Source organism: Bradyrhizobium sp. NAS80.1, assembly GCF_001908205.1.
In the GTDB taxonomy this organism is placed as follows: Bacteria; Pseudomonadota; Alphaproteobacteria; order Rhizobiales; family Xanthobacteraceae; genus Bradyrhizobium.
This window is the reverse complement of record NZ_LGHL01000265.1, coordinates 1-22,883: the sequence shown is the minus strand read 5'-3', so window position 1 is coordinate 22,883 and position 22,883 is coordinate 1. Positions and strand designations below refer to the sequence as shown.

At 63.9% G+C, this 22,883-nt stretch carries 20 protein-coding genes and 2 pseudogenes; 8 read left to right on the top strand and 14 right to left on the bottom strand.

Annotation, left to right across the window (positions count from 1 at the left end; all coding sequences use genetic code 11):
• Positions 1-161 precede the first annotated feature (161 nt).
• The 3 genes from AC629_RS40860 to AC629_RS40850 all read right to left on the bottom strand — a co-directional run bounded on the left by AC629_RS40860 (position 162) and on the right by AC629_RS40850 (position 1,830).
• Entirely contained in the window at positions 162-344 is a 183-nt protein-coding gene (locus AC629_RS40860) for a hypothetical protein (RefSeq protein ID WP_084810325.1), read from the bottom strand.
• 578 nt (positions 345-922) lie between these two features.
• The gene (locus tag AC629_RS47970; RefSeq protein ID WP_210419189.1) at positions 923-1,357 is read right to left on the bottom strand and encodes a hypothetical protein; all 435 of its coding nucleotides are present in this window, start codon (positions 1,355-1,357) and stop codon (positions 923-925) included.
• Between the two features lie 227 nt (positions 1,358-1,584).
• Positions 1,585-1,830, bottom strand: coding sequence for a hypothetical protein (locus AC629_RS40850; protein ID WP_084810324.1), 246 nt, complete (start codon positions 1,828-1,830; stop codon positions 1,585-1,587).
• 269 nt (positions 1,831-2,099) lie between these two features.
• On the opposite strand from AC629_RS40850, the gene AC629_RS40845 reads away from it, so the two are divergent.
• A complete protein-coding gene (locus AC629_RS40845; RefSeq protein WP_349531622.1) occupies positions 2,100-2,237 on the top strand; it encodes a hypothetical protein in 138 nt (45 codons plus the stop codon).
• A 226-nt stretch (positions 2,238-2,463) separates the two neighbouring features.
• Here AC629_RS40845 and AC629_RS47375 read toward each other — a convergent pair whose 3' ends face one another.
• From AC629_RS47375 to AC629_RS40790, 11 genes and pseudogenes are all read right to left on the bottom strand, one after another.
• Positions 2,464-2,652 (bottom strand): hypothetical protein, encoded by a 189-nt coding sequence (locus AC629_RS47375; RefSeq protein WP_084810322.1) that lies wholly within the window; start codon positions 2,650-2,652, stop codon positions 2,464-2,466.
• A gap of 45 nt (positions 2,653-2,697) precedes the next feature.
• Positions 2,698-2,931, bottom strand: a complete 234-nt coding sequence (locus tag AC629_RS40835; RefSeq protein WP_084810321.1) for a hypothetical protein — start codon at positions 2,929-2,931, stop codon at positions 2,698-2,700.
• A gap of 155 nt (positions 2,932-3,086) precedes the next feature.
• A complete protein-coding gene (locus AC629_RS40830) occupies positions 3,087-3,683 on the bottom strand; it encodes a GNAT family N-acetyltransferase (protein WP_084810320.1) in 597 nt (198 codons plus the stop codon).
• Between the two features lie 147 nt (positions 3,684-3,830).
• Positions 3,831-6,278 (bottom strand): penicillin acylase family protein, encoded by a 2,448-nt coding sequence (locus tag AC629_RS40825; protein ID WP_084810319.1) that lies wholly within the window; start codon positions 6,276-6,278, stop codon positions 3,831-3,833.
• 43 nt (positions 6,279-6,321) lie between these two features.
• Entirely contained in the window at positions 6,322-7,821 is a 1,500-nt protein-coding gene (gene glpK, locus AC629_RS40820; protein WP_084810318.1) for a glycerol kinase GlpK, read from the bottom strand.
• Positions 7,822-8,033: 212 nt separating this feature from the next.
• Positions 8,034-8,807 (bottom strand): SDR family NAD(P)-dependent oxidoreductase, encoded by a 774-nt coding sequence (locus tag AC629_RS40815; RefSeq protein ID WP_084810317.1) that lies wholly within the window; start codon positions 8,805-8,807, stop codon positions 8,034-8,036.
• Between the two features lie 150 nt (positions 8,808-8,957).
• The gene (pimD, locus tag AC629_RS40810; RefSeq protein WP_084810316.1) at positions 8,958-10,100 is read right to left on the bottom strand and encodes a pimeloyl-CoA dehydrogenase small subunit; all 1,143 of its coding nucleotides are present in this window, start codon (positions 10,098-10,100) and stop codon (positions 8,958-8,960) included.
• Between the two features lie 182 nt (positions 10,101-10,282).
• Complete coding sequence (gene pimC, locus AC629_RS40805) at positions 10,283-11,473, bottom strand: pimeloyl-CoA dehydrogenase large subunit (protein ID WP_084810315.1); 1,191 nt, start codon at positions 11,471-11,473, stop codon at positions 10,283-10,285.
• Between the two features lie 134 nt (positions 11,474-11,607).
• Positions 11,608-12,795: an acetyl-CoA C-acyltransferase gene (locus AC629_RS40800; RefSeq protein ID WP_084810314.1), complete on the bottom strand. Its 1,188-nt coding sequence runs from the start codon at positions 12,793-12,795 to the stop codon at positions 11,608-11,610.
• Positions 12,792-14,469 (bottom strand): annotated as a pseudogene (gene pimA / locus AC629_RS40795) (dicarboxylate--CoA ligase PimA). The gene AC629_RS40800 and the pseudogene pimA overlap by 4 nt, the downstream one beginning before the upstream one ends.
• 193 nt (positions 14,470-14,662) lie before the next feature.
• A complete protein-coding gene (locus AC629_RS40790; protein ID WP_084810313.1) occupies positions 14,663-16,759 on the bottom strand; it encodes a 3-hydroxyacyl-CoA dehydrogenase NAD-binding domain-containing protein in 2,097 nt (698 codons plus the stop codon).
• A 130-nt stretch (positions 16,760-16,889) separates the two neighbouring features.
• Between AC629_RS40790 and AC629_RS40785 the strand changes: the two genes are divergently transcribed.
• From AC629_RS40785 to AC629_RS49480, 7 genes and pseudogenes are all read left to right on the top strand, one after another.
• Positions 16,890-17,756, top strand: coding sequence for an IclR family transcriptional regulator (locus tag AC629_RS40785; protein WP_084810312.1), 867 nt, complete (start codon positions 16,890-16,892; stop codon positions 17,754-17,756).
• A 66-nt stretch (positions 17,757-17,822) separates the two neighbouring features.
• Positions 17,823-18,620, top strand: a complete 798-nt coding sequence (locus AC629_RS40780) for an ABC transporter ATP-binding protein (protein WP_084810311.1) — start codon at positions 17,823-17,825, stop codon at positions 18,618-18,620.
• Positions 18,617-19,330 (top strand): ABC transporter ATP-binding protein, encoded by a 714-nt coding sequence (locus AC629_RS40775; protein ID WP_084810310.1) that lies wholly within the window; start codon positions 18,617-18,619, stop codon positions 19,328-19,330. Before AC629_RS40780 ends, AC629_RS40775 begins: the two co-directional genes overlap by 4 nt.
• 12 nt (positions 19,331-19,342) lie before the next feature.
• A complete protein-coding gene (locus AC629_RS40770) occupies positions 19,343-20,221 on the top strand; it encodes a branched-chain amino acid ABC transporter permease (RefSeq protein WP_084810309.1) in 879 nt (292 codons plus the stop codon).
• A 2-nt stretch (positions 20,222-20,223) separates the two neighbouring features.
• Positions 20,224-21,243, top strand: coding sequence for a branched-chain amino acid ABC transporter permease (locus AC629_RS40765; RefSeq protein WP_084810308.1), 1,020 nt, complete (start codon positions 20,224-20,226; stop codon positions 21,241-21,243).
• 43 nt (positions 21,244-21,286) lie between these two features.
• Complete coding sequence (locus AC629_RS40760; RefSeq protein WP_084810307.1) at positions 21,287-22,516, top strand: ABC transporter substrate-binding protein; 1,230 nt, start codon at positions 21,287-21,289, stop codon at positions 22,514-22,516.
• Between the two features lie 162 nt (positions 22,517-22,678).
• A pseudogene (locus tag AC629_RS49480) lies at positions 22,679-22,883 on the top strand (ABC transporter substrate-binding protein); the annotation flags it as partial.

The following is a 22,883-nucleotide window of genomic DNA, read 5'->3' as shown; positions in this document are numbered from 1 at the left end:
TTGCGTGTCATCATTCGAGCCTTCATCGAGACCGTCCCGGCTCAAAACATCGCTTGAGCCGGGGCGCCGCGTCAGTTCTTCACAGACGACTACTTATTGGTGAGCATTTTCACCGCCGGCGCCAACCCAAGATGAGAGGCCGCTAACTGCGGCGGCCTTACTTACTCACTCTTAAATTCGGCGACCTTGCGATCTTGATTCCATAGCTCGACGTCGTACCCGTCAGCCAAGACCTTGGCGCGCTTCCTGGCTTCGGTTTCGTCCTCGCACATTAGATCGATGCGAAGCTCGATACGCCCGTCGAGGCCCATGATAAATGCGCGGTACTCTAGCATCTGGTGCATCTGGCGCCCCCTTGCAAATGAGAGGTCACCAACTGAGGCGGCCTTATTCTTCAGGGGGTTGCAGGCCCGACGACGTCAGCCACCCGTCTATATGAGAAACGGTTTCGAGCTGGCGGAGTTTGCTTTCTAGATGATCACGCTGCAGTCCTGGCTGTGTGTTTTCCAGTTCCGCTATGATGCGGGCTCTCTCCGCATTCAGATTGTCGTCAAATGTGTGGGATTGCGAGCGTCGTCTCATGGCACTCTCCTTTCCCTACGTGAACTGGGCAGGAGCGCAACCGGCGTTCTGATCACCGATCGAAGCAATGGTGCCGTGTGCGGTGATGGAACCAGTATGCACCCGGAACCGGAGCGACGCCAGAACAAAAGCGGCCTCAGCAGGCCGCTCGCGGCCTGCTCGTCATCGCCACAGCAACGGGCAGCGCAGCGAAGGTCCCAACGCCAAGACAGATGCGTGCTTGGACTGAATAAGCATCGAAATGAGGGGGGGCGATCATGGCACGCTCCTCTTGGTCTCTTGCGGGAGCAAAGGGGACCTTTCGGCCCCTAACTGCAAATCGAAATCATTATCCTCGCGCTTAATCGCAGTCCTGGTCCGCCTTTTGCTCGGACGGTGCTTGCTCGGCTTCACCGGCCGTCATTTTCTTTGAGTGTTCGGTGGGCGCGGGACGGGTCTGCTCGACTGTGCCCGCCGTCCGATCCGGTGACTGCGAGGAGGGTGCGGGCTCGATCTTCTTTGATTGCTCGGCAGCGGTAGGCTCGCTCTGCATCTGGCGTTGAGCGTCCTGCGACGATGTTGCGATGTTCTCGGAGGCTTTGTTCATCGCAGATGTCGGCGGATGCTGCCTGGAATCAGTTGCTGTAGTTGCTGTGGAACCAGTGGTTTGTCCGGTATAGCCTGGGACATTCCCCGATCCTGCATTGCGGCTCGCCATATTGCAGGGACCCGCATACACGGCGCTGGCACTGGAGGCCAGCACCGCACCCAGGATCATTAGCTTGTTAGCAAACATAGTCTTTCTCCTTTGCGTTAGACACTAAACGACCTGAACAAAGCTCCTGTTCCTGTGTTTCGCCGCTGCATGATCGGCACGTCGGTCACGTTGTCCGTGTTCGGATGATAGCTGCAGCGCATCAGCGCGTGTCGATCTGCTCTGCAAGCATGAAGAGGACGCCGTCGCAAAAATAAGGGCCCCGACTTACTGGACGCGTCGAGGCCCACGCCCGTTACTCACTGCGATCAGTCGCAGATGCGTCGGCGAACCACGACGTCCTCACCGAACCGGTTGATCCGGTGGTCGGCGACGGTTCGGCAACCGCCGTAATATTCGCCAGCGTAGTATGGGCTACCGTAGTCACGGTAGTACCGGTCCGGGCCGACATAGACGCCGCCGGGACCGATGCCGAACTCAACAGCGTTTGCTGTTGTTACCGCTCCCGCAGCTAGAGTAGCCACCGCGGCGAGCGCGAGGATCATTCGCTTCATTTGGCACTCCTCTCGCTAGTGACGGAGCGCTCGGCCAACGATCGGGGCAGAGATTGGTTTCGTGAAAATGAGTGGGTACCAACGCGAAAATTGTCGTTCCATTATGAACAGCACGTTCATGAAGGAACGCAGGAAGCGCAACCTTACAATTTCGTAAGAACATTCCTGCGCGTCACGCGTTCGACTGCGGGGCAGCCAAATCATGAGGTCAACACATGATAAGGCGCCGCCGTTTCAAGCTGACGACCTCCTTGGAGGATCGTCTCGTGATGGATTCCAAGAAGAACATTGAGCGCGCCCGCCTGTTGCCACCGGGCAAAGAGCGCGACGGCTTGCTGGAAAAAGCACGCCAAGACGAGGTCGTGGCCGGATGGTTTTCGTCGTCTGGGCTGCTGCCGCCAAGGTAAGGCGAAGAGAGAGTCGCTTCCGCGAAACTCCAATCGACGCCGTGTACTTTTCGGCGATTCAAAATCGCCGTTCGCGGGCTCCCGCCGAGAACCACCGTCCATTCGAGGTCCGACCGGAGCTCCCGGGATTTCGAAGGAACCTTGGAAACTACCGGACGCGTGTCCGCTGCGGACCACACTCTCCGAAACTGAGACTATGCCGATCCTAGCTCTAGAGGCACCCTGCTTAGTCTTCGTCCGGCTCGCGCACGACCGGCGGTTCGTCGTCGCGGTCGTCTTCTTCGCCGTCTTCCTCTTCGTCCTCGTACGCTTCGTCTTCATCAGGATCTCGGGGCGGCATCGCGTTGCCCGAGATCACGACAGGACGCCAGTCGATCAACTTGGTGGAAAATTCCTCGGAGTTGTGTGAGGTCATGTTGTTGCTCCTCGGATGCGCCCCTTGGGAATTTTACCCCGGGGATCACCGACCGGCAGGATTTCTGGCCGCGCCGCTGCCCAACACCGGCTGGCCTGGTGCGCGGTCCAGTGGCGGATGTGGCCTGGCGAGGCCCGTCGCACCGGGCGGAGTCTCGTTGCTAGCCGTCCTTGTGTCGACCCGCTCAAGCGTGGTGACGAATGCCGCGAGTATTGCGATGATCATCGAGACGCCGAAAAGCACGACGGCGTTACGGTGGCTGTTCCGCTCGTTGCTCATGAGGGACCTCCACTCTAACGTAGAAACGTTATCCGGCCTGGATGGTTCCCCACGCGCAACTGGCTGGATTTGCAGACGTTCCCGGCCGTCAGGCCATGTCTGCTCTACCCCCTGCAAGCGGAGAGTCCCGGATTTATAGTTACACACCTTGGTACCTACCATTCAACGATCGGTACATGCCGCGCCGCCGTCCGCGGCATCGTGCCGTCCAGCCGCGGATCGTTGGCGATTTCGATCTGGCGGCGGAACGGGCGGAAGCAGGAGCGCTGATAGAACGCGACGGCCGACGGATGGTCGAAGGTGCAGGTGTGCACCCAGACGCGGCTGACGTCCCGCGACCAGGCGATCTCCAGCGCACGATTCATCAGGAAGCGCGCGGCGCCGGTGCCGATGAATTTTGCGGTGACGCCGAAATAGAGCAGCTGGCATTCGCCAGGCACACTGAAATCGAGTTCGAGCAGGCCTTCATCATGACCGTCAACGACCAGCCCGTAGAGCTCGACGCCGGGCGCGTGGATCCGCCCGGCGAGATCGGCGTCATCGATCCCGACGCGGGTGAACCACAGCCACTCCTCGCCGACGCGGCGATAGAGATCGCGATACCAATCGAGCGCGGGCGGCTCGACCTTGCGCAAGGACCACGCGCCCGGGGGATCGCCACGGCGCGCCGGGCGCACGGTCATCTCCAGATGCGTGACGACCGCTGCGATCTTGCCGGCGGGAACGTCGGAATAGCCGTCGGGGAGGATCATGGGTGGCCTCTCAGGGGAGTCAGGGCGCAGATCGAAGCGGGAATGCGCCCCGATAGACCTGTACCCCCTCACCCGGAACGCATCTAGCGATGCGTTCCGACCTCGCCCCGCAAGCGGGGCGAGGTGAAGCGGAGTTTTCGGCGCCGATCATCTCGGCATCAAGGTGATCGCCTCCGCGGTCGCGGCTTCGACCGCCGGGAGGCTATAGAGCAGCGGGACATATCGTCCCGTCGCCCAGAGCGGCGCGAGGTCGCGGTAGTGGCCGCTGAAGGGATCGCCCGATTGGCCCGGCGTGTTGATGGTGCGGCTTGCATCCCAATTGCCGACATCGAGCACCATGCGGAACGAGGCACCTGCGGTGAGCTGGTAGTCCGAGCGGCGATAGGTGGCGGCGCGTGGCACATTGGCGGCGCCGGCATAGGCGAGCGGACCGACCGACAATTGCGCCGCCGTCGCCTTGTCGGCGAGCGGCATCAGCGCGTGGTCGAATTTGGCGACATGCAAGCGGCCCCAGCGCCAGGTGGATGAGTCGGCACCGAGCTTGCCTGCGACGTCGGCAACCGCAGCCCCCAGGCTCTCGCGCAGCACCTGGTCGCGTGCGGCGGCCGGATCGGAGCCGAGCGCTGCGTCCGGAGCCTCGAGATAGGCGACGATCGCCGAAATGCTGGACGCCTCGGGCGCGATCAGGTCGGCCGCCTTGGGCGCCGTGGTCTTCAAAAGCACGGGACCGAGATGATTGGCGATCCAGACCTCGAACACCGCGGCCGCGGCGCTGTCGGCGGCATCGCGCGCGTCCCATGGCTTGAGCAGCTCGAGGCCCTTCTTCACATTGGCATCGTCGGAGGAGAGCGGCTGCAACAGCTTGACCAGTCGCCGGCCGAGCATCGCGGTGTCGTCGTTCTGGAGGTCCATCGCGTCGGCGAGCGTCACCTTGTTGTTCGCCCCGAGCACTTCGGTGATCCGCTGCCATCGCGCGCTGTCGGACCACTCGAAGCCGACCTTGCGTTCGGCTACAGGGTAATCGGCCGGAAGGTTCATCTGGTTGGCCGTGGCAAGAAAGCCCTGCTTCGGCTGATAGGCCTTCGGCAACTCGTCGAGCGAGAGGAAGCCCTTCCATTCATAGCGGCCGTCGCCAGGCACCGGCATCAGACCGTCGTAGTTGGCGCGGCGCGGCGTCTTGCCGGCGGCAACCCAGCCGATATTGCCGCGCGTGTCGGCATAGACCTGGTTCTCCGACGGCGCGCCCCAACGGCGCATGGCCGCGAGAAAACCGTTCCAATCCTTCGCGGTCATGTAATCGGAGGAGCCGAAATAGGCGGAGGTGCCGGGCTCGAACCAGATCGAGCGGACCGCGAAGGCACGCTTGCTGCCCTCATCGACATAGATCACCGGGCCGTGCCGGGTGAATTTCAGCGCGAGGTCGCGATCGCCCTCGCCCTTCACCTGCTCTTTCTCGTGGACGATGCGCATGTCCTCCCAGCCATTGCCATAACGGTACTGGTTGGGATTCTCAGGATTGAGCTCGTAGACGTAGAGATCTTCCTGGTCGACGTTGAAGATGGTGAGGCCGAAGGCGATGGTGCCATTATGGCCGATCGAGATGCCGGGCAGCGCCGGCTCGCCGGCGCCGATCACGGAGAGGCCGGGTGCATTCAGCCCGACGATGTAGCGCAGCGACGGCACGCTGTGCTCGCGATGCGGATCGTTGGCGAGGATGGGACGGCCCGTCGCGGTGCGCGAGGCCGCGATCACCCAGTTGTTCGAGCCGATGGTGTCGCGCTGCTGGTCGGCCTCCGTGAGGTATTTGTCAGGATCGTGCGCAAGCGCGGCCTGACGGTCTTTCGGCTGCGCAAAGACCACCGGGCGCGTCGCGAGATCATAGGCCGCGAGCACCGCCTTCGGCACGCTGCAGGGATCGAGGCCGTCCGGAACCTTCGTCGTCCAGGCCGGCTCGAGCTTGACGCGAAACCGATCGGACTCGAGGCCGGCCGCGCAGGCGACCAGCGAGCGCTTGACCTCGGAGGCGACGTTGCGCGTCAGGCCGTGGCTGCGGATGCGGACGACGTCTTCCGCCGTCCAGGGATCCGGCATGGTGCCGGCGATCCTGAACTCGATCGGCAACGCTCGCTTGCCCGCGCGGACATCCGCGACATAGGCATTGATGCCGGCGACGAAGGCCTCCGCATAGGTCTTCGCCTTGGGGCCATAGGCCGCCCACTCCGCATTCATGTCGCCGCGATAGAGGAAGAGCCGCAGCGCCTTGTCCTGCTCGGCATAGGCCGGGCCGAAATCCTTGGCGAGCAACCCGAGGCCGCGCTTGCGCCAGAGATCGATCTGCCAGAGCCGGTCACGCGCCGCGTTGAAACCTTGCAGGAAGAAGAGGTCGTGCTCGTTGCCGGCATAGATGTGCGGAATGCCCCAGACATCGACGAGGATTTTGGCGGGGGCGTTGAGACCGGCGACGTCAGTCTTGACCTGCCGCGCGCTTCCGAGCGGGTTCGCCTTCTCGCGCGCGATGGCCGTCGAAGAGAGCAGTGCGGCGCAGATCGCTGCGCCGCAGAGCTTATTGATGACCCGGTTGAAATCCGTGTTCACTGTCGTTCCTTTCGTTGTTGTTGATCGGGCGCGTTACGCGCCCTTATTCCCCCTCGTCGCTCGCCAGCACGCCCTTCACCGCGCGCGTCCAGCCTGCGAGCTTCCGCTCCCTTGTTGCCTGGCTCATGTTCGGCTTGAAGCGGTGCTCCAGGCGCCAGTTGTCGGCAAACTTCGTGGGCTCGGGATAGACGCCGGCCTGGAGGCCGGCGAGGTAGGCGGCGCCGAGGGCCGTGGTCTCCTGGATCACGGGGCGGTCGACGGGCGCATCGAGGAGATCGGCAAGGCGCTGCATGGTCCAGTCGGACGCGGTCATGCCGCCGTCGACGCGGAGCACGTTTTCCGCCTTCTCACCGGGCCAGTCGGCGCGCATCGCTTCGCGGAGGTCGTAGGTCTGGTAACAGACGCTCTCCAGCGCGGCATGCGCGATCTCGGCCGGACCGCTGTTGCGGGTGAGACCAAACAGCGCGCCGCGCACGCGCGGATTCCAGTAGGGGGCGCCCATGCCGACGAAAGACGGCACGAGATAGACGCTCTGCATGGGATCGGACTGGTCGGCGAGCAGGCCGGTCTCGGCCGCATGCTTGATGATGCCGAGGCCGTCGCGCAGCCACTGCACCGCGCTGCCTGCGACGAAGATCGAGCCTTCGAGCGCATAGGTGCGTTTTCCGTCGAGCTGATAGGCGACGGTGGTCAGCAGCTTGTTCTTCGATACGACGGGCGTGGTGCCGGTGTTGAGCAGCGCGAAGCAGCCGGTGCCGTAGGTCGATTTGATCATGCCGGGGCGGAAGCAGGCCTGGCCGATGGTCGCTGCCTGCTGGTCGCCGGCAATCCCTGAGATAGCGATGGGGCCGCCGAACAGGTCCGGCACGCTCTCGCCGAAGCGGGCGGAGGAATCCTTCACCTCGGGCAGCATCGAACGCGGCACGCCGATGATCTCCAGCAGTTCGTCGTCCCACTGGCCGGTGTGGATGTTGAACAGCAGCGTGCGCGAGGCGTTGGTGGCGTCAGTGGCATGCACCTTGCCGCCGGTGAGGCGCCAGAGCAGGTAGCAGTCGACGGTGCCGAACATCAGCTCGCCGCGCGCGGCGCGCGCCCGCGCGCCGGGGACCTGGTCCAGGATCCAGGCGACCTTGGTGCCGGAGAAATAGGGATCGATGATCAGACCGGTCTTCTGCGAAATCACCGGCTCGCGGCCGTCGGCTTTCAATTTCGCGCAGATGTCGGCGGTGCGACGATCCTGCCAGACGATGGCACGGTGCACGGCCTGGCCCGTGGCGCGGTCCCACACCACGGTGGTTTCGCGCTGGTTGGTGATGCCGATCGCGGCGATGTCCTTCGCGGTGATTCCCGCCTTCTCGATCGCTTCGCGGCACACCGTCACGGTCGAGGTCCAGATGTCCTCCGGTTCGTGCTCGACCCAGCCTGAGGCCGGAAAATGCTGCGGAAACTCGGCTTGCGCGCTGGCGGCAATCGAGATGTCGCTGCGGAAGACGATGGCCCGCGAGGACGTGGTGCCCTGGTCGATGGCGAGGACGAAAGACATGAAGCTACCTTGGCGTTTTCCCGTAAGGGATCATTGGGTAGCGCCAAGGGAGCGGATTAGGACGGGAAGGTCAAGGTGGCTCTCGTGCCCCGGATGCAGCGCAGCGCTTTAGCGGTGCGCTGCTAAGCTGGGGCCCAGCTCCAAGGCTTTCTGGGTCCCGGCTCAGCATCGCAGCGCTCCGCGCTGCAATGCGTCCGGGACACGATATCCACCTACACCGCCGCGGTGGTGACGCCGCCGTCGATGACGATGGTCTGGCCGGTCATGAAGCTCGACGCATCCGAGGCGAGGTAAGCGACGGCGCCGGCGATTTCGTCGGGTTCGCCGATGCGGCGGAGCGGCGTGGTGGCGGTGCGGCGCTTGAGGTTGGCTTCGTCTTCCCACAGCGCGCGGGCGAAATCGGTTTTGACGAGGCCGGGCGCGATGCAGTTGACGCGGACGCCTTTCGGGCCCCATTCACCGGCGAGCGAGCGGCACAGCGCGAAGTCGGCGGCCTTGGAGATGCCGTAGGCGCCGATCACGGTCGAGCCGCGCAGGCCTCCGATCGAGGAGATGATGACGACGGAGCCGCCTCCGCGCTCGGCCATCTGCGGGATCGCGAGCGCGGAGAGCCAGATGTTGCTCTTGACGTTCGAGCCCATGATCTTGTCGAAGGCCTCATCCGTGATGTCGAGCAGCGGGCCGTAATAGGGGTTCACCGCGGCGTTGCAGACGAGGATGTCGATCTTGCCGTAGTGCTTCGTCGCGCCCGAGATCAGCGCCTCGACCTCAGCCTTGCGCGCGATGTTGCAGGGGATGACGATGGCATCACCGCCGGCCGCGTTGATTCCGTCGGCGACTTCCTTGCAGGCGTCGGCTTTGCGCGACGAGACCACGACCTTGGCGCCGAGCTTTGCCAGCAGCTCGGCCGAGGAGCGGCCGATGCCGCGGCTGGAGCCGGTGACGACGGCTACTTTTCCGGTGAGATCGAACGGGGTGTTTTTCATTGTTGTTGGGCCTCCCTAGCGTGCGCCCTCATGGGGCACGTCATTCCGGGGCGCGCCACTTGGCGCGAACCCGGAATCCATTTCATCGCGCGTGATGCCGCACGATGGATCCCAGGCTCATCGCTTCGCGATGCCCCGGGATGACAGTCGTCAGATCAACCCGCCAGCATCGGCGACGCGGCGCTGGTGGTACTCGGTGTCACCGAAGCTGTTCTCGATCATGGTCAGGCGCTTGAAGTAGTGGCCGATCTTCGCCTCCATGGTCATGCCGATGCCGCCGTGGAGCTGGATCGACTGCTGGCCGACGAACTTCAGCGACTTGCCGATCTGCACCTTGGCCGCGGCGATCGCGTTCGAGCGCTCCCTGGCGTTCTCGAAATCGTTCGCCATGGTCGCGAACATCGACATCGATCTCGCCTGCTCGGCGGCGACGAACATGTCGGAGGCACGATGCTGGAGGCTCTGGAACGAGCCGATCGCAACGCCGAACTGCTTTCGTGTCTTGATGTACTCGACGGTGGTCTTGAGCGACTCGTCCATCAGGCCGACCGCTTCGGCGCAGAGCGCGACGCGGGCCTCATCGACGACGCGCTCGATCAGCGCGAGGCCGTCCTCGGGGTTGCCGATCGCGGCATCCGCGCCTACCTCGACACCGGTGAAGGTGATGTCGGCGGCGTGCAGGCCATCCTGGGTCGGGTACGACTTCTTCGTCACGCCCTTGGCATTCGCCGGCACTAGGAACACGCCGATGCCGGACTTGTCGCGGCGATCGCCCTTGGTGCGCGCGGTGACGATGAGGGTCTCGGCATTCTCGCCATTGAGCACGACGAATTTTTCGCCGTCGATGACCCAGCCGTCGCCCTTCTTCTTCGCGGTCGTGGAGACGTCGAAGAGATCATAGCGCGAGTTCTTCTCGAGCTGGGCGAAAGCGAGCGTCTTGCTGCCGTCGATGATGCCGGGCACGTGGGCCGCCTTCTGCGCATCGGAGCCGGCGTGGCGCAGGAAGCCGCCGCCGATCACGACCGTTGCCAGATAAGGCTCGAGCACCAGCGCCTTGCCGAGCGCTTCCATCACGATCATCGTCTCGACGCCGCCACCGCCGAAGCCGCCATCGGCCTCCGCGAAGGGCAGGCCCAGAAGGCCCTGCTCGGCGAGTTTGCCCCAGACGACCTGGCTCCAGCCGCCCTTCTCCTTCATGTACTTCTTGCGCTGCTCGAAATCGTAGGAATCGGTCAGCAGGCCGTCGATGCTTTCCTTGAGAAGCCTCTGCTCCTCGGACAGATCAAAATCCATTTCTTTGGTTCCTCGTACCCGGATCATCTGACTTCGTCATTCCGGGATGGCCCGAAGGGCCAGGCCCGGAATCCATTTCGCCTTTGAACGTGCGGCCCGATGGATTCCGGGCTCGCGACTTCGTCGCGCCCCGGAATGACGGTGGAAAAATTGCCCTCCCCGCCGCGGTGGAGAGGACGAGCTCACAGCCCCAGCACCGCCTTGGCGATGATGTTGCGCTGGATCTCGTTGGAGCCGCCGTAGATCGAGACCTTGCGGTTGTTGAAGTAGCTCGGCGCGATCTGGGCGGTCCAATCCATGGCTTCGTTCGAGCCGTCGTCGCCGTGCACGTCGTAGGGCGCGGCGAATGGGCCGATCACTTCCATGAGCAGCTCGGTGGTGGTCTGCTGTATCTCGGAGCCCTTGATCTTCAGCACCGAGGAAGCCGGATTGGGCTTGCCCTTGCCGTGCTTGCCTTCGTCGGCGACGACGCGAAGCTGGGTGAGCTCGAGCGCCTTCAGCTCGATCTCGCAGGCGGCCAGCTTCTCGCGGAAGGCGGAGTCCTGGATGATCGGCTTGCCGCCGGACTCGACCTTGCCGGCGAGATCGCGGATGCGGCGCAGCCGCTCCTTGGAGACGCCGACGCGGGCGATGCCGGTGCGCTCATTGCCGAGCAGGAACTTTGCGTAGTCCCAGCCCTTGTTCTCCTCGCCGATCAGGTTCTCGACAGGCACCTCGACGTCGTCGAAGAAGACCTCGTTGACCTCATGACCGCCGTCGATGGTCTGGATGGGGCGCACCGTCACGCCCTTCGACTTCATGCTGAAGACGATGAACGAGATGCCCATCTGCTTCTTGGCGGACGGATCGGTGCGGCAGAGGCAGAAGATCATATCGGCGTGCTGCGCCAGCGTCGTCCAGGTCTTCTGGCCGTTGATGATCCACTTGTCGCCCTTGCGCTCGGCCTTGGTCTTGAGCGAAGCGAGGTCAGATCCCGAACCCGGCTCCGAGAAGCCCTGGCACCACCAGTCGTCGACATTGGCGATGCGCGGCAGATACTTCTTCTTCTGCTCCTCATTGCCGAAGGTGTAGATGACCGGGCCGACCATGCTGACGCCGAAGGCGAGCGGCTGCGGCGCCGGATAGGACTGCAGCTCCTCGTTGAAGATGTAGTGCTGCACCGAGGTCCACCCGGTGCCGCCATACTGCTTCGGCCAGTGGCTGACGCCCCAGCCCTTCTTGTTGAGAATGCGCCACCACGTCACCATCTCGTCCTTCGAGAGGTGGCGACCCTCGACCAGCTTGCGCCGCGTATCCGGCGGCACATTGTCGCGGAAGAATGATCGCACTTCCTCGCGAAACGCCTGTTCTTCTTTCGTGAATGCGAGATCCATCGGATCCTCCTTGTGAACGCTATTCCCTATTCGTCATTCCGGGGCGCGCGAAGCGCGAACCCGGAACCCAGAAGTTGTGGCTCGAGGTTCCGGGTTCATTCGCTTGCGCGAATGCCCCGGAACGACCGGGCCAGTTACTGCAACACCTCGAACAAACCGGCCGCGCCCATGCCGCCGCCGACGCACATGGTGACCACCGCATACTTCGCCTTGCGGCGGCGGCCCTCGATCAAAGCGTGGCCGGTGAGGCGCGCGCCCGACATGCCGTAGGGATGCCCGACCGCGATCGCACCGCCGTCGACGTTGATCTTCTCGGGGTCGATGCCGAGCTTGTCGCGGCAATACAGCACCTGCACCGCGAAGGCTTCGTTCAGCTCCCAGAGACCGATGTCGTCGACCGTGAGGCCGTGACGCTTGAGCAGGCGCGGCACAGCGAAGACCGGGCCGATGCCCATCTCGTCCGGCTCGCAGCCGGCGGAGACGAAGCCGCGGAAGATGCCGAGCGGCTTGAGGCCGCGCTTGGCGGCTTCCTTGTCGCTCATGATCACCGAGGCGCTGGCGCCGTCCGAGAGCTGGCTGGCATTGCCGGCGGTGATGCTGAAGCCCTCACCGCGCACCGGCTTCAGGCCAGCGAGACCTTCGGCAGTCGTCTCGGGACGCGGGCCCTCGTCCTGCGACAGCGTCACCTCCTTGAACGAGACGGCGCCGGTGGCCTTGTCGGTGACCGCCATCTGCGTGGTGATCGGCGCGAGCTCGTCCTTGAACTTGCCGCCCTGCTGCGCTGCCGCGGTGCGGCGCTGGCTCTCCAGCGAATATTCGTCCTGCTTCTCACGCGAGATGCCGTAGCGCTTGGCGACGACCTCGGCCGTGTCGATCATGGGCATGTAGACCTCGCCCTTGATCTTGAGCAGCGCCGGATCCTGGGCGTGGAAGCCGTTCATCTTGTCGTTCTGAACCAGCGAGATCGACTCCCCGCCACCGCCGACCGCGATCTCGACGCCGTCGAAGATCACCGAACGCGCGGCGAGCGCGATCGCCTGCAGGCCCGAGGCGCACTGGCGGTCGATGGTGGTGCCGGCGACGGTGACGGGAAGGCCCGCGCGCAGCAGCGCCTTGCGCGCGATGTTGCCGCCGGTCGCGCCCTGCTGGAGCGCTGCGCCCATGACCACGTCCTCGATCTCCTTCGGATCAACCTTGGCGCGGGCGACGGCCTCGCCGATGGCGTGGCCGAGCAGCGTTGCGCCCTCGGTGGCGTTGAGCGCACCGCGATAGGCCTTGCCGATCGGGGTGCGGGCGGTGGAAACGATGACGGCGTCGGTCACGAGCGACCTCCTGGTTGCGTAGATTGTGACGGTTTCTTCTGCTGGCGCAATTCGTGGCGCGACAGCTTTCCGACCGGCGTGCGCGGCAACTCGTCGACGAACTCGACCGCCGCCGGCAATTCGTGCTTGCCGACCTTGCCGGTGAGCTGCGCGCGCAGCTCGTCGAGCGAGAACGGCTTTGCGTCCGGCTTCAGCTTGATGAAGGCCTTGGCGGCCTCGCCGCGATACTGGTCGGGAATGCCGAGCACGATCACCTCGTGCACGCCGGGAATGGTGTAGATCGCCTGCTCGATCATCTGCGGATAGACGTTGAAGCCGCCGGAGATGATCATGTCCTTCTTGCGGTCGACGAGGAAGAAGTAGCCGTCGGCATCGACATAGCCGATGTCGCCGGTGAGGAAGCGGCCGTCGGAAAAGGACTCCGCCGATTCCTTCGGCTTGTTCCAGTAGCCCTTGGTGACATTCGGGCCCTTGATGCGGATCTCGCCGACTTCACCCGGCGGCAGCACCTTGGCGGGATTTTCCAGCGAGACGACATCGAGCTCGATTCCGGGCAGCATCAACCCGATCGAGCCCGGCTTTTCAGGTCCAACCGGCGGGTGGCCGGTGCCGGGCGAGCAGGTCTCGGTCATGCCCCAGCCGCTCTTGAGCTTCTTGCCGACCTTGCGCTCGAAGAAGCTCGCAATCTCCACCGGCAGCGGCGCGCCGCCGGAGCCGATGGCGTTGAGCGAGGAGAAGTCGCGCTTGTCGAGATCGGGGAGCGCGGCGATCGCGATCCACATCGTCGGCACGCCCGGGAAATAGGTGGCGCGCTTGACCTCGATGTCGCGCATCACGGCTTCGACATCGAAACGCTGATGAATCGAGATCAGATTGCCGCGGCTGAGCGCGGACAGCAGCACGACGGTGAGCGCGTAGATGTGGAACAGCGGCAGCACGCAGATCACGCGCTCAATGACGTCGCCACGCGCCGCACGCCCCCGGCTTGCCCCAGACATCGTAGATCGACACCGCCGAGGTGAGATTGCCGTGCGTGAGCATCGCGCCCTTCGGCAGGCCGGTGGTGCCGCCGGTATATTGCAGCAGCGCGACGTCGTCGACGCTCACTTGCGGCCACTGCGCCGGCGCGGTGGCGCCCTCGACGAAGGCCTTGAAGGTGACGATGCGGGGATCGCTCGGGGTCGCCGCCTGCGGCGTGCCGACCTTGCCCCAATCGTCGTCCTCGCAGACGATGAGACGATCGATCAGCCCCTTCTCCAGGAATTTCAGTGCGGTCGGCAGCAGCGCCGCAAGGTTCGAGGTGACCAGCACCCGCGAGCCTGAGTCGGAGACCTTGTGCGTCAGCGCGATCTCGCCGTCGAGCGGGGAGAGATGCGCGATGCGGGCGCCGGCCTTCAGCGCGCCGAAGAAATTGACGGGGTGGTCCGGCGTATTGCCGAGGAACAGCGCGACGGAGCTATTCTTGCCACAGCCGGCGCGCAGGAACGCAGCGGCCGCGCGCTCGGCCATCGCGGCGAGCTCGGCGTAGGCGATTGGTCGATCGCGGAATTCGAGCGCGGTGCGCGGACCGTAATCGGCGGCAGCCTTCGACAAGAGGTCAGGGAGCGTGCCCTGGACGATCGTGTCGTCCCAACGCACGCCCTCGGGGTAAAACTGTTCGCCGGGATGGGTCATTGACGATCGATGCTCTGCAAAGGGGTCGTGATGGTGTCGTGTGGGACGGGCACCGGCGGACGGGCTCCCTTCCCCCTTGTGGGGAAGGGTTGGGGAAGGGGGTGCCACGAACTCCGACGTCGATTGGGGCTACCCCTCTCCCTAACCCTCCCCCACAAGGGGGGAGGGAACGGAGAGAGTGTGCCAACCATCATCAAGCCGCTTTCGACGCAGCCGCCAGCGAAGCAAACGTCTTGCCCTCAGCGGCAAGCTTCTTCAGCAGCGGCGCGGGCTCGAGGCTCGGGTCGTTGGTCTCCTTGGCGTAGAACGACAGACGATCGGCGATGTGCTTGAGACCGACGGTGTCTGCCCAGAACATCGGGCCGCCGCGGTAGATCGGCCAGCCATAGCCGTAGAGCCAGACCACGTCGATGTCAGAGGGACGCGCCGCGATGCCCTCTTCGAGGATCTTCGCGCCCTCGTTGATCATCGGGTACATCATGCGCTCGAGGATCTCGTCGTCGCTGACGATGCGCTTCTTGCGGCCGAGACGCAGCAGCGTCTCGTCGATCAGCTTCTCGACCTCCGGATCGGGCAGCGGCGCGCGGGAGCCTGCTTCATACTTGTAGTAGCCCTTGCCGGTCTTCTGGCCGAAGCGGCCGGCTTCGCAGAGCGCGTCCGCGATCTCCGACTTGATGCCGCGGTCCTTGCGCGAGCGCCAGCCGATGTCGAGGCCGGCGAGATCGCCCATCGCGAACGGCCCCATCGGCATGCCGAACTTGGTCACGACGGCGTCGACCTGCTGCGGCAGAGCGCCTTCGAACAACAGCTTTTCGGACTGCTTGCCGCGCTGCGCCAGCATGCGGTTGCCGACGAAGCCATCGCAGACGCCGACCACGGCCGGCACCTTGGCGATCTTGCGCGCGATGGTGACGGCGGTAACGAGCGCATCAGGCGCGGTCTTGTCGGCGCGCACGATCTCGCACAGCTTCATGACGTTGGCCGGCGAGAAAAAGTGCATGCCGAGCACGTCCTGCGGACGCTTGGTCGACTTCGCGATCTCGTCGATGTTCAGGTACGAGGTGTTGGAGGCGAGCACGGCGCCCGGCTTGGCGAACTGGTCGAGCTTGCCGAACACTTCCTTCTTCACCGCCATGGTCTCGAACACGGCCTCGATGACGAGGTCGGCATCGCCGACATTCTCGATGCCGACCACGCCGTTGATCAGCGCCATGCGCTTGGCGGGCGCATCGGCCGGAATGCCGCCGCGCGCCGCGGTTGCTTCCCAGTTCTTCTGCATGATGCCCATGCCGCGCTTGAGCTGCTCCTCGCCCGTCTCGATCAGGGTGACGGGAACGCCGGCATTGGCAAAGGACATCGCGATGCCGCCGCCCATGGTGCCGGCGCCGAGAATGGCAACACGGTTGACCGGACGCGACTTGGTGCCCTCGGGTACGCCCGCGATCTTATTGGCTTCACGCTCGGCGAAGAAGGCATAGCGCTGGGCCTTGGACTGGTCGCTGGCGACGAGCTTGAAGAAGCCCTCGCGTTCCTTCTTCAGACCTTCGTCGAACGGCAGGTCGATGGCCGCGCCGACGGCGTCGGCGGCCGCGAACGGCGCTTCCAGGCCGCGCGACTTCTTGGTCATCGCAGCAACCGCATTGGTGAAGATCGAACGGTCGGCCTTCGCAGCTGCGAGCTTGGAGTCGTCGTCGCGCAGACGGCGCAGCGGACGTTTCTCGGCGATCAGCTTGCGGACGAAGGCTTCGCCGCCGGAGGCCGGACCTTCAACGATCTCCTCGATCAGGCCGTTCTTGAGCGCTTCAGCGGCGCCGATCGGATCGCCGCCGACGATCATCTTGACGGCGAGTTCCGGCCCGACTGCGCGCGGCAGGCGCTGGGTGCCGCCGGCACCCGGCAGCAGACCGAGCCTCACCTCGGGCAAGCCGAGCTTGGCCTCTTTCACGGCGACGCGGAAATGACAGGCGAGCGCGACCTCGAGGCCGCCGCCGAGCGCCGTGCCGTGGATCGCGGCCACGATCGGCTTCGGCGAATTCTCCATCTCGACCAGCACCTCGTTCAGGCCCGGCGGCTTCGGCGGCTTGCCGAACTCGGTGATGTCGGCACCGGCAATGAAGGTGCGGCCGGCACAGGTCAGCACGATACCCTTGATCGCGGGATCGGCAATCGCGGCCTTCATGCATTCCAGAATACCACCGCGGACTGCGGCACTCAGCGCATTGACCGGAGGACTATTGACCGTGACGATCCCGACTTCATCATGACGCTCAAGCTTGACCACTTCGCTCACGGGTTCCCTCCTTGGTGGGGATTTGCTTTTGTTCGGTTTCGCGGTGCGGAATTTAATTCCGCATCTTGACGGCAGGGTTATTTTGAAGCACGGACGTTGTCAACGACTCCGCGCAAGAAGCAGATCAGGGATGAAGCGTACAGGAAAGAAGACCGCGACCGATCGGAATTTCGTCGTCGCACTTTCCCGCGGACTAGATGTTTTGCGCGCATTCCAGCCCAGCGACGGACTTCTCGGCAATCAGGAGATCGCCGCGCGCACCAACCTGCCGAAGCCGACGGTTTCGCGGCTGACCTATACGTTGACCAAGCTCGGTTATCTGACACCGGTTCCCCGCTTCGAGAAATATCAGCTCGCACCCGCTGCGATGGCGCTTGGTTACGCCGCATTAGCCAATCTCGGCGTTCGGCATTTGTCCGAGCCGTTCCGCGAGGAAATGATGCGCGCCACCGGCGGCGCGGTCGCCGTCGGCGGCCGCGACCGTCACAGCATGATCTATTTTGGGCAAAGCCGTGGCAGCGAGACCGTCGGCGTTCAACTTGACGTCGGCTCCCGCGTGCCGATTGCAACCAGTGCGATGGGCCGTGCCTATTACTGGGCGCTCGACGACGAGGACCGCGCCGAAGTGTCCCGCATTTTGCGCGAGCACTACGGCAGCCGCTGGCCGAAGATGCGCGATGGACTGGAGCGTTCCGGCGAGACCGTCGCGAAATACGGTTTTGCGATTTCCGTCGGCGACTGGCACGACGATATCGGCGCCGCGGGCGTCGCACTCAAGCTCAACGACGGAACCGGACCTTACGCGTTCAATTGCGGCGCCCCCGCGTTCCGCTTCACTGAAGAGCGTTTGATCAACGACATTGGACCGCGTTTGCTGGCGATGGTAAGGAACATCGAAGCGGCGCTCGGGGGTCTGGTGCCGCAATCCAAAAAAGAAATCAGCAAAAAGCTGAAATCAGGAGGAAAAGTTGCGCGTGTGGCCGAGGGGTTCAGATAGCCTTTGTCATCACCGGGAGCGGTTCGCATCGCCCCTTCGCCCACTGAACGGTGCGGGCGAGACGAGATGACGCAGGCACAGCTCGCGCGGGGGACATCGCCCCTGCTCGCGGTTCGCGACGTCAGCGTCGTGTTCGGCGGCATCGTCGCGCTCAACGGCGTGTCGTTCGACATGCACAAGGGCCAGATCCTCGGATTGATCGGCCCCAACGGCGCCGGCAAGACCACGCTCTTCAACTGTCTCTCGCGGCTCTATCAGCCGTCGTCGGGCGACATCCTGATGGAGGGCGCGAGCATCCTGTCGCGGCCGCCGCACCGGATTGCCGAGATCGGCATTGGCCGCACGTTCCAGAACGTGGCGCTGTTTCCGAACCTCTCGGTGATGGACAACGTCCGCGTCGGCACCCATGCCCGCACCTCCAGCGACATCATCAGCGACTCGCTGCGCCTGGCGTGGATCCGCCGCAGCGAGAGCGACGTGAACAAGAAGGTGCACGAGATCCTCACCTATCTCGACCTCGAGGACGTCGCCCACACCGTCGTCTCCGGCCTGCCCTTCGGCACGCAGAAGCGCGTCGAACTGGCGCGCGCGCTCGCGGCCGACCCGAAGATATTGCTGCTCGACGAGCCGGCCGGCGGCCTCAACCACGAGGAAGTCTACGTGCTCGGCGACCTCATCCGCCGCATCCGCGACGACCGCCACATGACCGTGCTCCTGGTCGAGCACCACATGGGTCTCGTGATGTCGATCGCCGATCACGTCGTCGCGCTGAATTTCGGCAAGAAGCTCGCGGAAGGCACGCCCGCCCAGGTGCAGGCGGATCCCGACGTCATCAAGGCCTATCTCGGGAGCAAGGACCAATGACGACACTGCTCAACGTCAAGGATCTGCGCGCCTATTACGGCCAGGTCCAGGCGCTCCACGGCCTGTCCTTCTCGCTCAACGAGGGCTCGCTGACGACGCTGTTAGGTGCCAACGGCGCCGGCAAGACCACCACGCTGCGCGCGATCTGCAACATGGTGCGCTCCACCGGTGCAATCGAATTCGACGGCAAGCCGCTGAACAACCGCTCGACCGAGAGCATCGTGCGGTTCGGCATCGCCCATGTGCCGCAAGGCCGCGGCACCTTCACCACCATGACGGTGGAGGAGAACCTCCAGCTCGGCGCCATCACCCGCAAGGACAGCGCCGGGATCGTCTCCGACATCGAGCGCATGTATGCGCATTTCCCGGTGCTCAAGCAGCGGCACACCCAGCAGGCCGGCACGCTCTCCGGCGGCGAGCAGCAGATGCTCGCGGTCGCCCGCGCCCTGATGCTGCGGCCGCGGTTGATGCTGCTGGACGAGCCCTCCTTCGGCCTCGCGCCGCTGGTGGTGCGCGACCTGTTCGGCATCCTCGGCAAGATCAACCGCGAGGACAAGGTATCGATCCTGGTGGTCGAGCAGAACGCCCAGCTCGCGCTCGAGCTCGCCGATCAGGCCTATGTGATCGAGACCGGACGCATCGTGATGTCGGGCAACGCCAAGGACATCGCGAACAACGAAGAAATCCGCAAATCCTATCTGGGTTACTGAGGAGCCGGCACGATGGAGCTTTTCACCAACCAAGTCCTGGCTGGGATTGCCACAGGCGCGATCTACGCCTGCATGGCGCTGGCGGTGGTCATGATCTACCAGGCGATCGACCATCTCAACTTCGCACAGGGCGAGATGGCGATGTTCTCGACCTTCATCTCCTGGCAGTTGATGCAGTGGGGCGTCTCCTATTGGGCCGCCTTCCTGATTACGCTGGCATTTTCCTTTGTCGCCGGCATCGCGATCGAGCGCATCCTGTTCAAGCCCTTGGCGAAGGCACCGATCCTGACCAACGTCGCCGGCTTCATCGCGCTGTTCGCGATCATCAACTCCTCGGCCGGCCTGATCTGGGACTTCACCATCAAGCAGTATCCGACCCCGTTCGGCTCCGCGCCGTTCCTGGGCAGCCAGCTGATCTCGACCCACCAGGCCGGCATGGTCGGCGTCACCGTGCTGCTGCTGCTTGGTCTCTATTTCTTCTTCCAGTACACCCGGATCGGCCTTGCCATGCGCGCGGCCGCATCGGTGCCTGAATCAGCCCGGCTGGTCGGCATCAACACGAGCTGGATGATCGCCCTCGGCTGGGGCATGGCGACCGCGATCGGCTCGATCGCCGGTATGCTGATCGCTCCGGTCGTGTTCCTCGAGCCCAACATGATGGGCGGCGTGCTGATCTACGGCTTCGCCGCAGCGGTGCTCGGCGGACTGACCAGCCCGTTCGGCGCCGTGGTCGGCGGCTTCCTGGTCGGCATCTTCGAGAACCTCGCCGGAACCTACATCCCCGGCGTCGGCAATGAACTGAAACTCCCGATCGCGCTCGCGCTGATCATCTCCGTCCTGGTCGTCAAACCCGCTGGCCTGTTCGGCCGGCACATCGTCAAGCGAGTTTGATCATGAGCGCAGCAGAAGAAGTCGTCGCTGAAGGCCACGAGGCGGTCGAGGCCGTTCCGAAGCGAGCCATGACGCTGGGCACGGGCACCTCGCTGGTGGTGCTCGCCGCGCTGCTCATCGCCCCCGTCTTCGTCAAGAACTTCATCATCTTCCAGATGACGATGCTCCTGATCTACGGGCTCGCTGTGCTGGCGCTCAACATCCTGACCGGAGGCTCGGGCCAGTTCTCGCTGGGCCAGAGCGCCTTCTATGCCGTCGGCGCCTATACGACGGCAGTGCTGATGGAGCAGTTCAACGTCAACTACGCGCTGACACTTCCGATCTCGGGCGTTGTCTGCTTCGCCTTCGGCTTCCTGTTCGGACAGCCGGCGCTAAGGCTCTCCGGCGTTTACCTCGCGCTTGCGACCTTTGCGCTGGCCACCGCGATGCCGCAGCTCCTCAAGCTGAACTTCCTGGAGCACTGGACCGGCGGCGTGCAGGGTCTCGTCGTCACCAAGCCGGACGCGCCGTTCGGGCTGCCGATGTCGCAGGACATGTGGCTGTACTACTTCACCCTCGTCGTGACGCTTGCGATCTACATCTTCTCGGTGAACCTTTTGCGCTCCCGTTCGGGCCGCGCCTTCATGGCGATCCGCGACAACGAGATCGCGGCCTCCGCCATGGGCGTTGATGTCGCGCTGTACAAGACGCTGGCCTTCGGTGTGTCGGCTGCAATCACCGGCATCGCCGGCTCGCTCGGCGCCATCGCGGTGCAGTTCGTCGCGCCCGACAGCTACACCATCACGCTCGCGATCTCGCTGTTCCTAGGCATGGTCGTCGGCGGCGTGGGCTGGCTGCCCGGCTCGATCGTCGGTGCCGCCTTCATCATCTTCGTCCCGAACATCGCGGAGGGCATCTCCAAAGGCCTCTCCGGTGCGGTGTTCGGCGTGCTCCTGTTCCTCGTCATCTACCTCGTGCCGCATGGCGCAAGGCAGGTTGCAATCCTGGGCCAGCAAATCGCCGGCAAGCTCAGAAAGAGCTGAAGACTCTCATCACCAAGACTGTTGTTTAACCAAGGAGACCCAATTGCTTTTCGAAAGAACACTGCGAACCGCCGCGCTCGCCACGGCGGTCGCGACCCTCGCCTGCAGCTCTGCCCTCGCCCAGAAGAAATACGATACCGGCGCGTCCGATACCGAGATCAAGATCGGCAACATCATGCCGTACAGCGGTCCGGCGTCGGCCTATGGCATCATCGGCAAGACCGAAGAAGCCTACTTCAAGATGATCAACGACAAGGGCGGCATCAACGGCCGCAAGGTCAACTTCATCACCTATGACGACGCCTATTCGCCGCCGAAGGCCGTCGAGCAGGTCCGCAAGCTCGTCGAGAGCGACGAGGTGCTGGCCGTGTACAATCCGCTCGGCACGCCCTCGAACACCGCGATCCAGAAGTACCTGAACGCCAAGAAGATCCCGCAGCTCTTCGTCGCCACCGGCGCCACCAAGTGGAACGACCCGAAGAACTTCCCCTGGACCATGGGCTGGCAGCCCTCCTACCAGAGCGAAGCGCAGATCTACGCGAAATGGCTGATGAAGGAGAAGCCGAACGCCAAGATCGCGATCCTCTACCAGAACGACGATTTCGGCAAAGATTACCTCAAGGGCACCAAGGACGGACTCGGTGCCAAGGCCTCGTCCATGATCATCATGGAAGAGAGCTATGAGATTTCCGAGCCCTCGATCGATGGTCATATCGTCAAGATCAAGGCCGCCAATCCCGACGTTCTGCTGATCTATACGACGCCGAAGTTCGCGGCCCAGACCATCAAGAAGACCGCCGAGCTCAACTGGAAGCCGCTTCAGATCCTCACCAACGTGTCGATCTCGGTCGGCAGCGTAATGAAGCCGGCCGGCTTCGAGGCCTCGCAGAACGTGCTTTCGGCGGCCTATGCCAAGGACTCGACGGACCCGCAGTGGAACAACGACCCCGGCATGAAGAAGTGGAACGAGTTCGTCGACAAGTACCTGCCCGGTGCCGACAAGACCGACACCGGCATGGTTTATGGCTATGGCGCGGCGTCGACTTTGGCCAAGGTTCTGGAAATGTGCGGTGACGATCTCACCCGCGCCAACCTCATGAAGCAGGCCGCTTCATTGAAGGATTTTGTCCCGGACACCCTGCTGCCCGGCGTCAAGATCAACACCAGCGCCACCGACTTCGCCCCGATTGCCCAGCTCCAGATGCAGCGCTTCAAGGGCGAGAAGTGGGAACTCTTCGGCGAGATCATCAGCGGCGACGTCGCCTCCGAGTGACACGCTGACGTAATAGTCCAAGGGTAGTCGAAGGGTAGTCCAACGATAGTCCAAGGACCGTTCGAGTCGACAAGCCCCCGCGGGTGACCGCGGGGGCTTTTTGTTGACGTCCGCCGCTAATCTTGTTCAATGCGGCGCCGATCCAACCAGGGTGGGAGAACTATGACTGCCGTTCGATTTCAGGTTGCGGCCCTTTCGGCCGCACTAGCGTTGTGCGCTGCAATGAACAGCCCGGCACTGGCGCAAAAGAAATACGACAGCGGCGCCTCCGATACCGAGATCAAGCTCGGCAACATCATGCCCTATAGCGGTCCGGCCTCCGCCTATGCCGTGATCGGCGAGGCCGAGGAAGCCTATTTCAACAAGA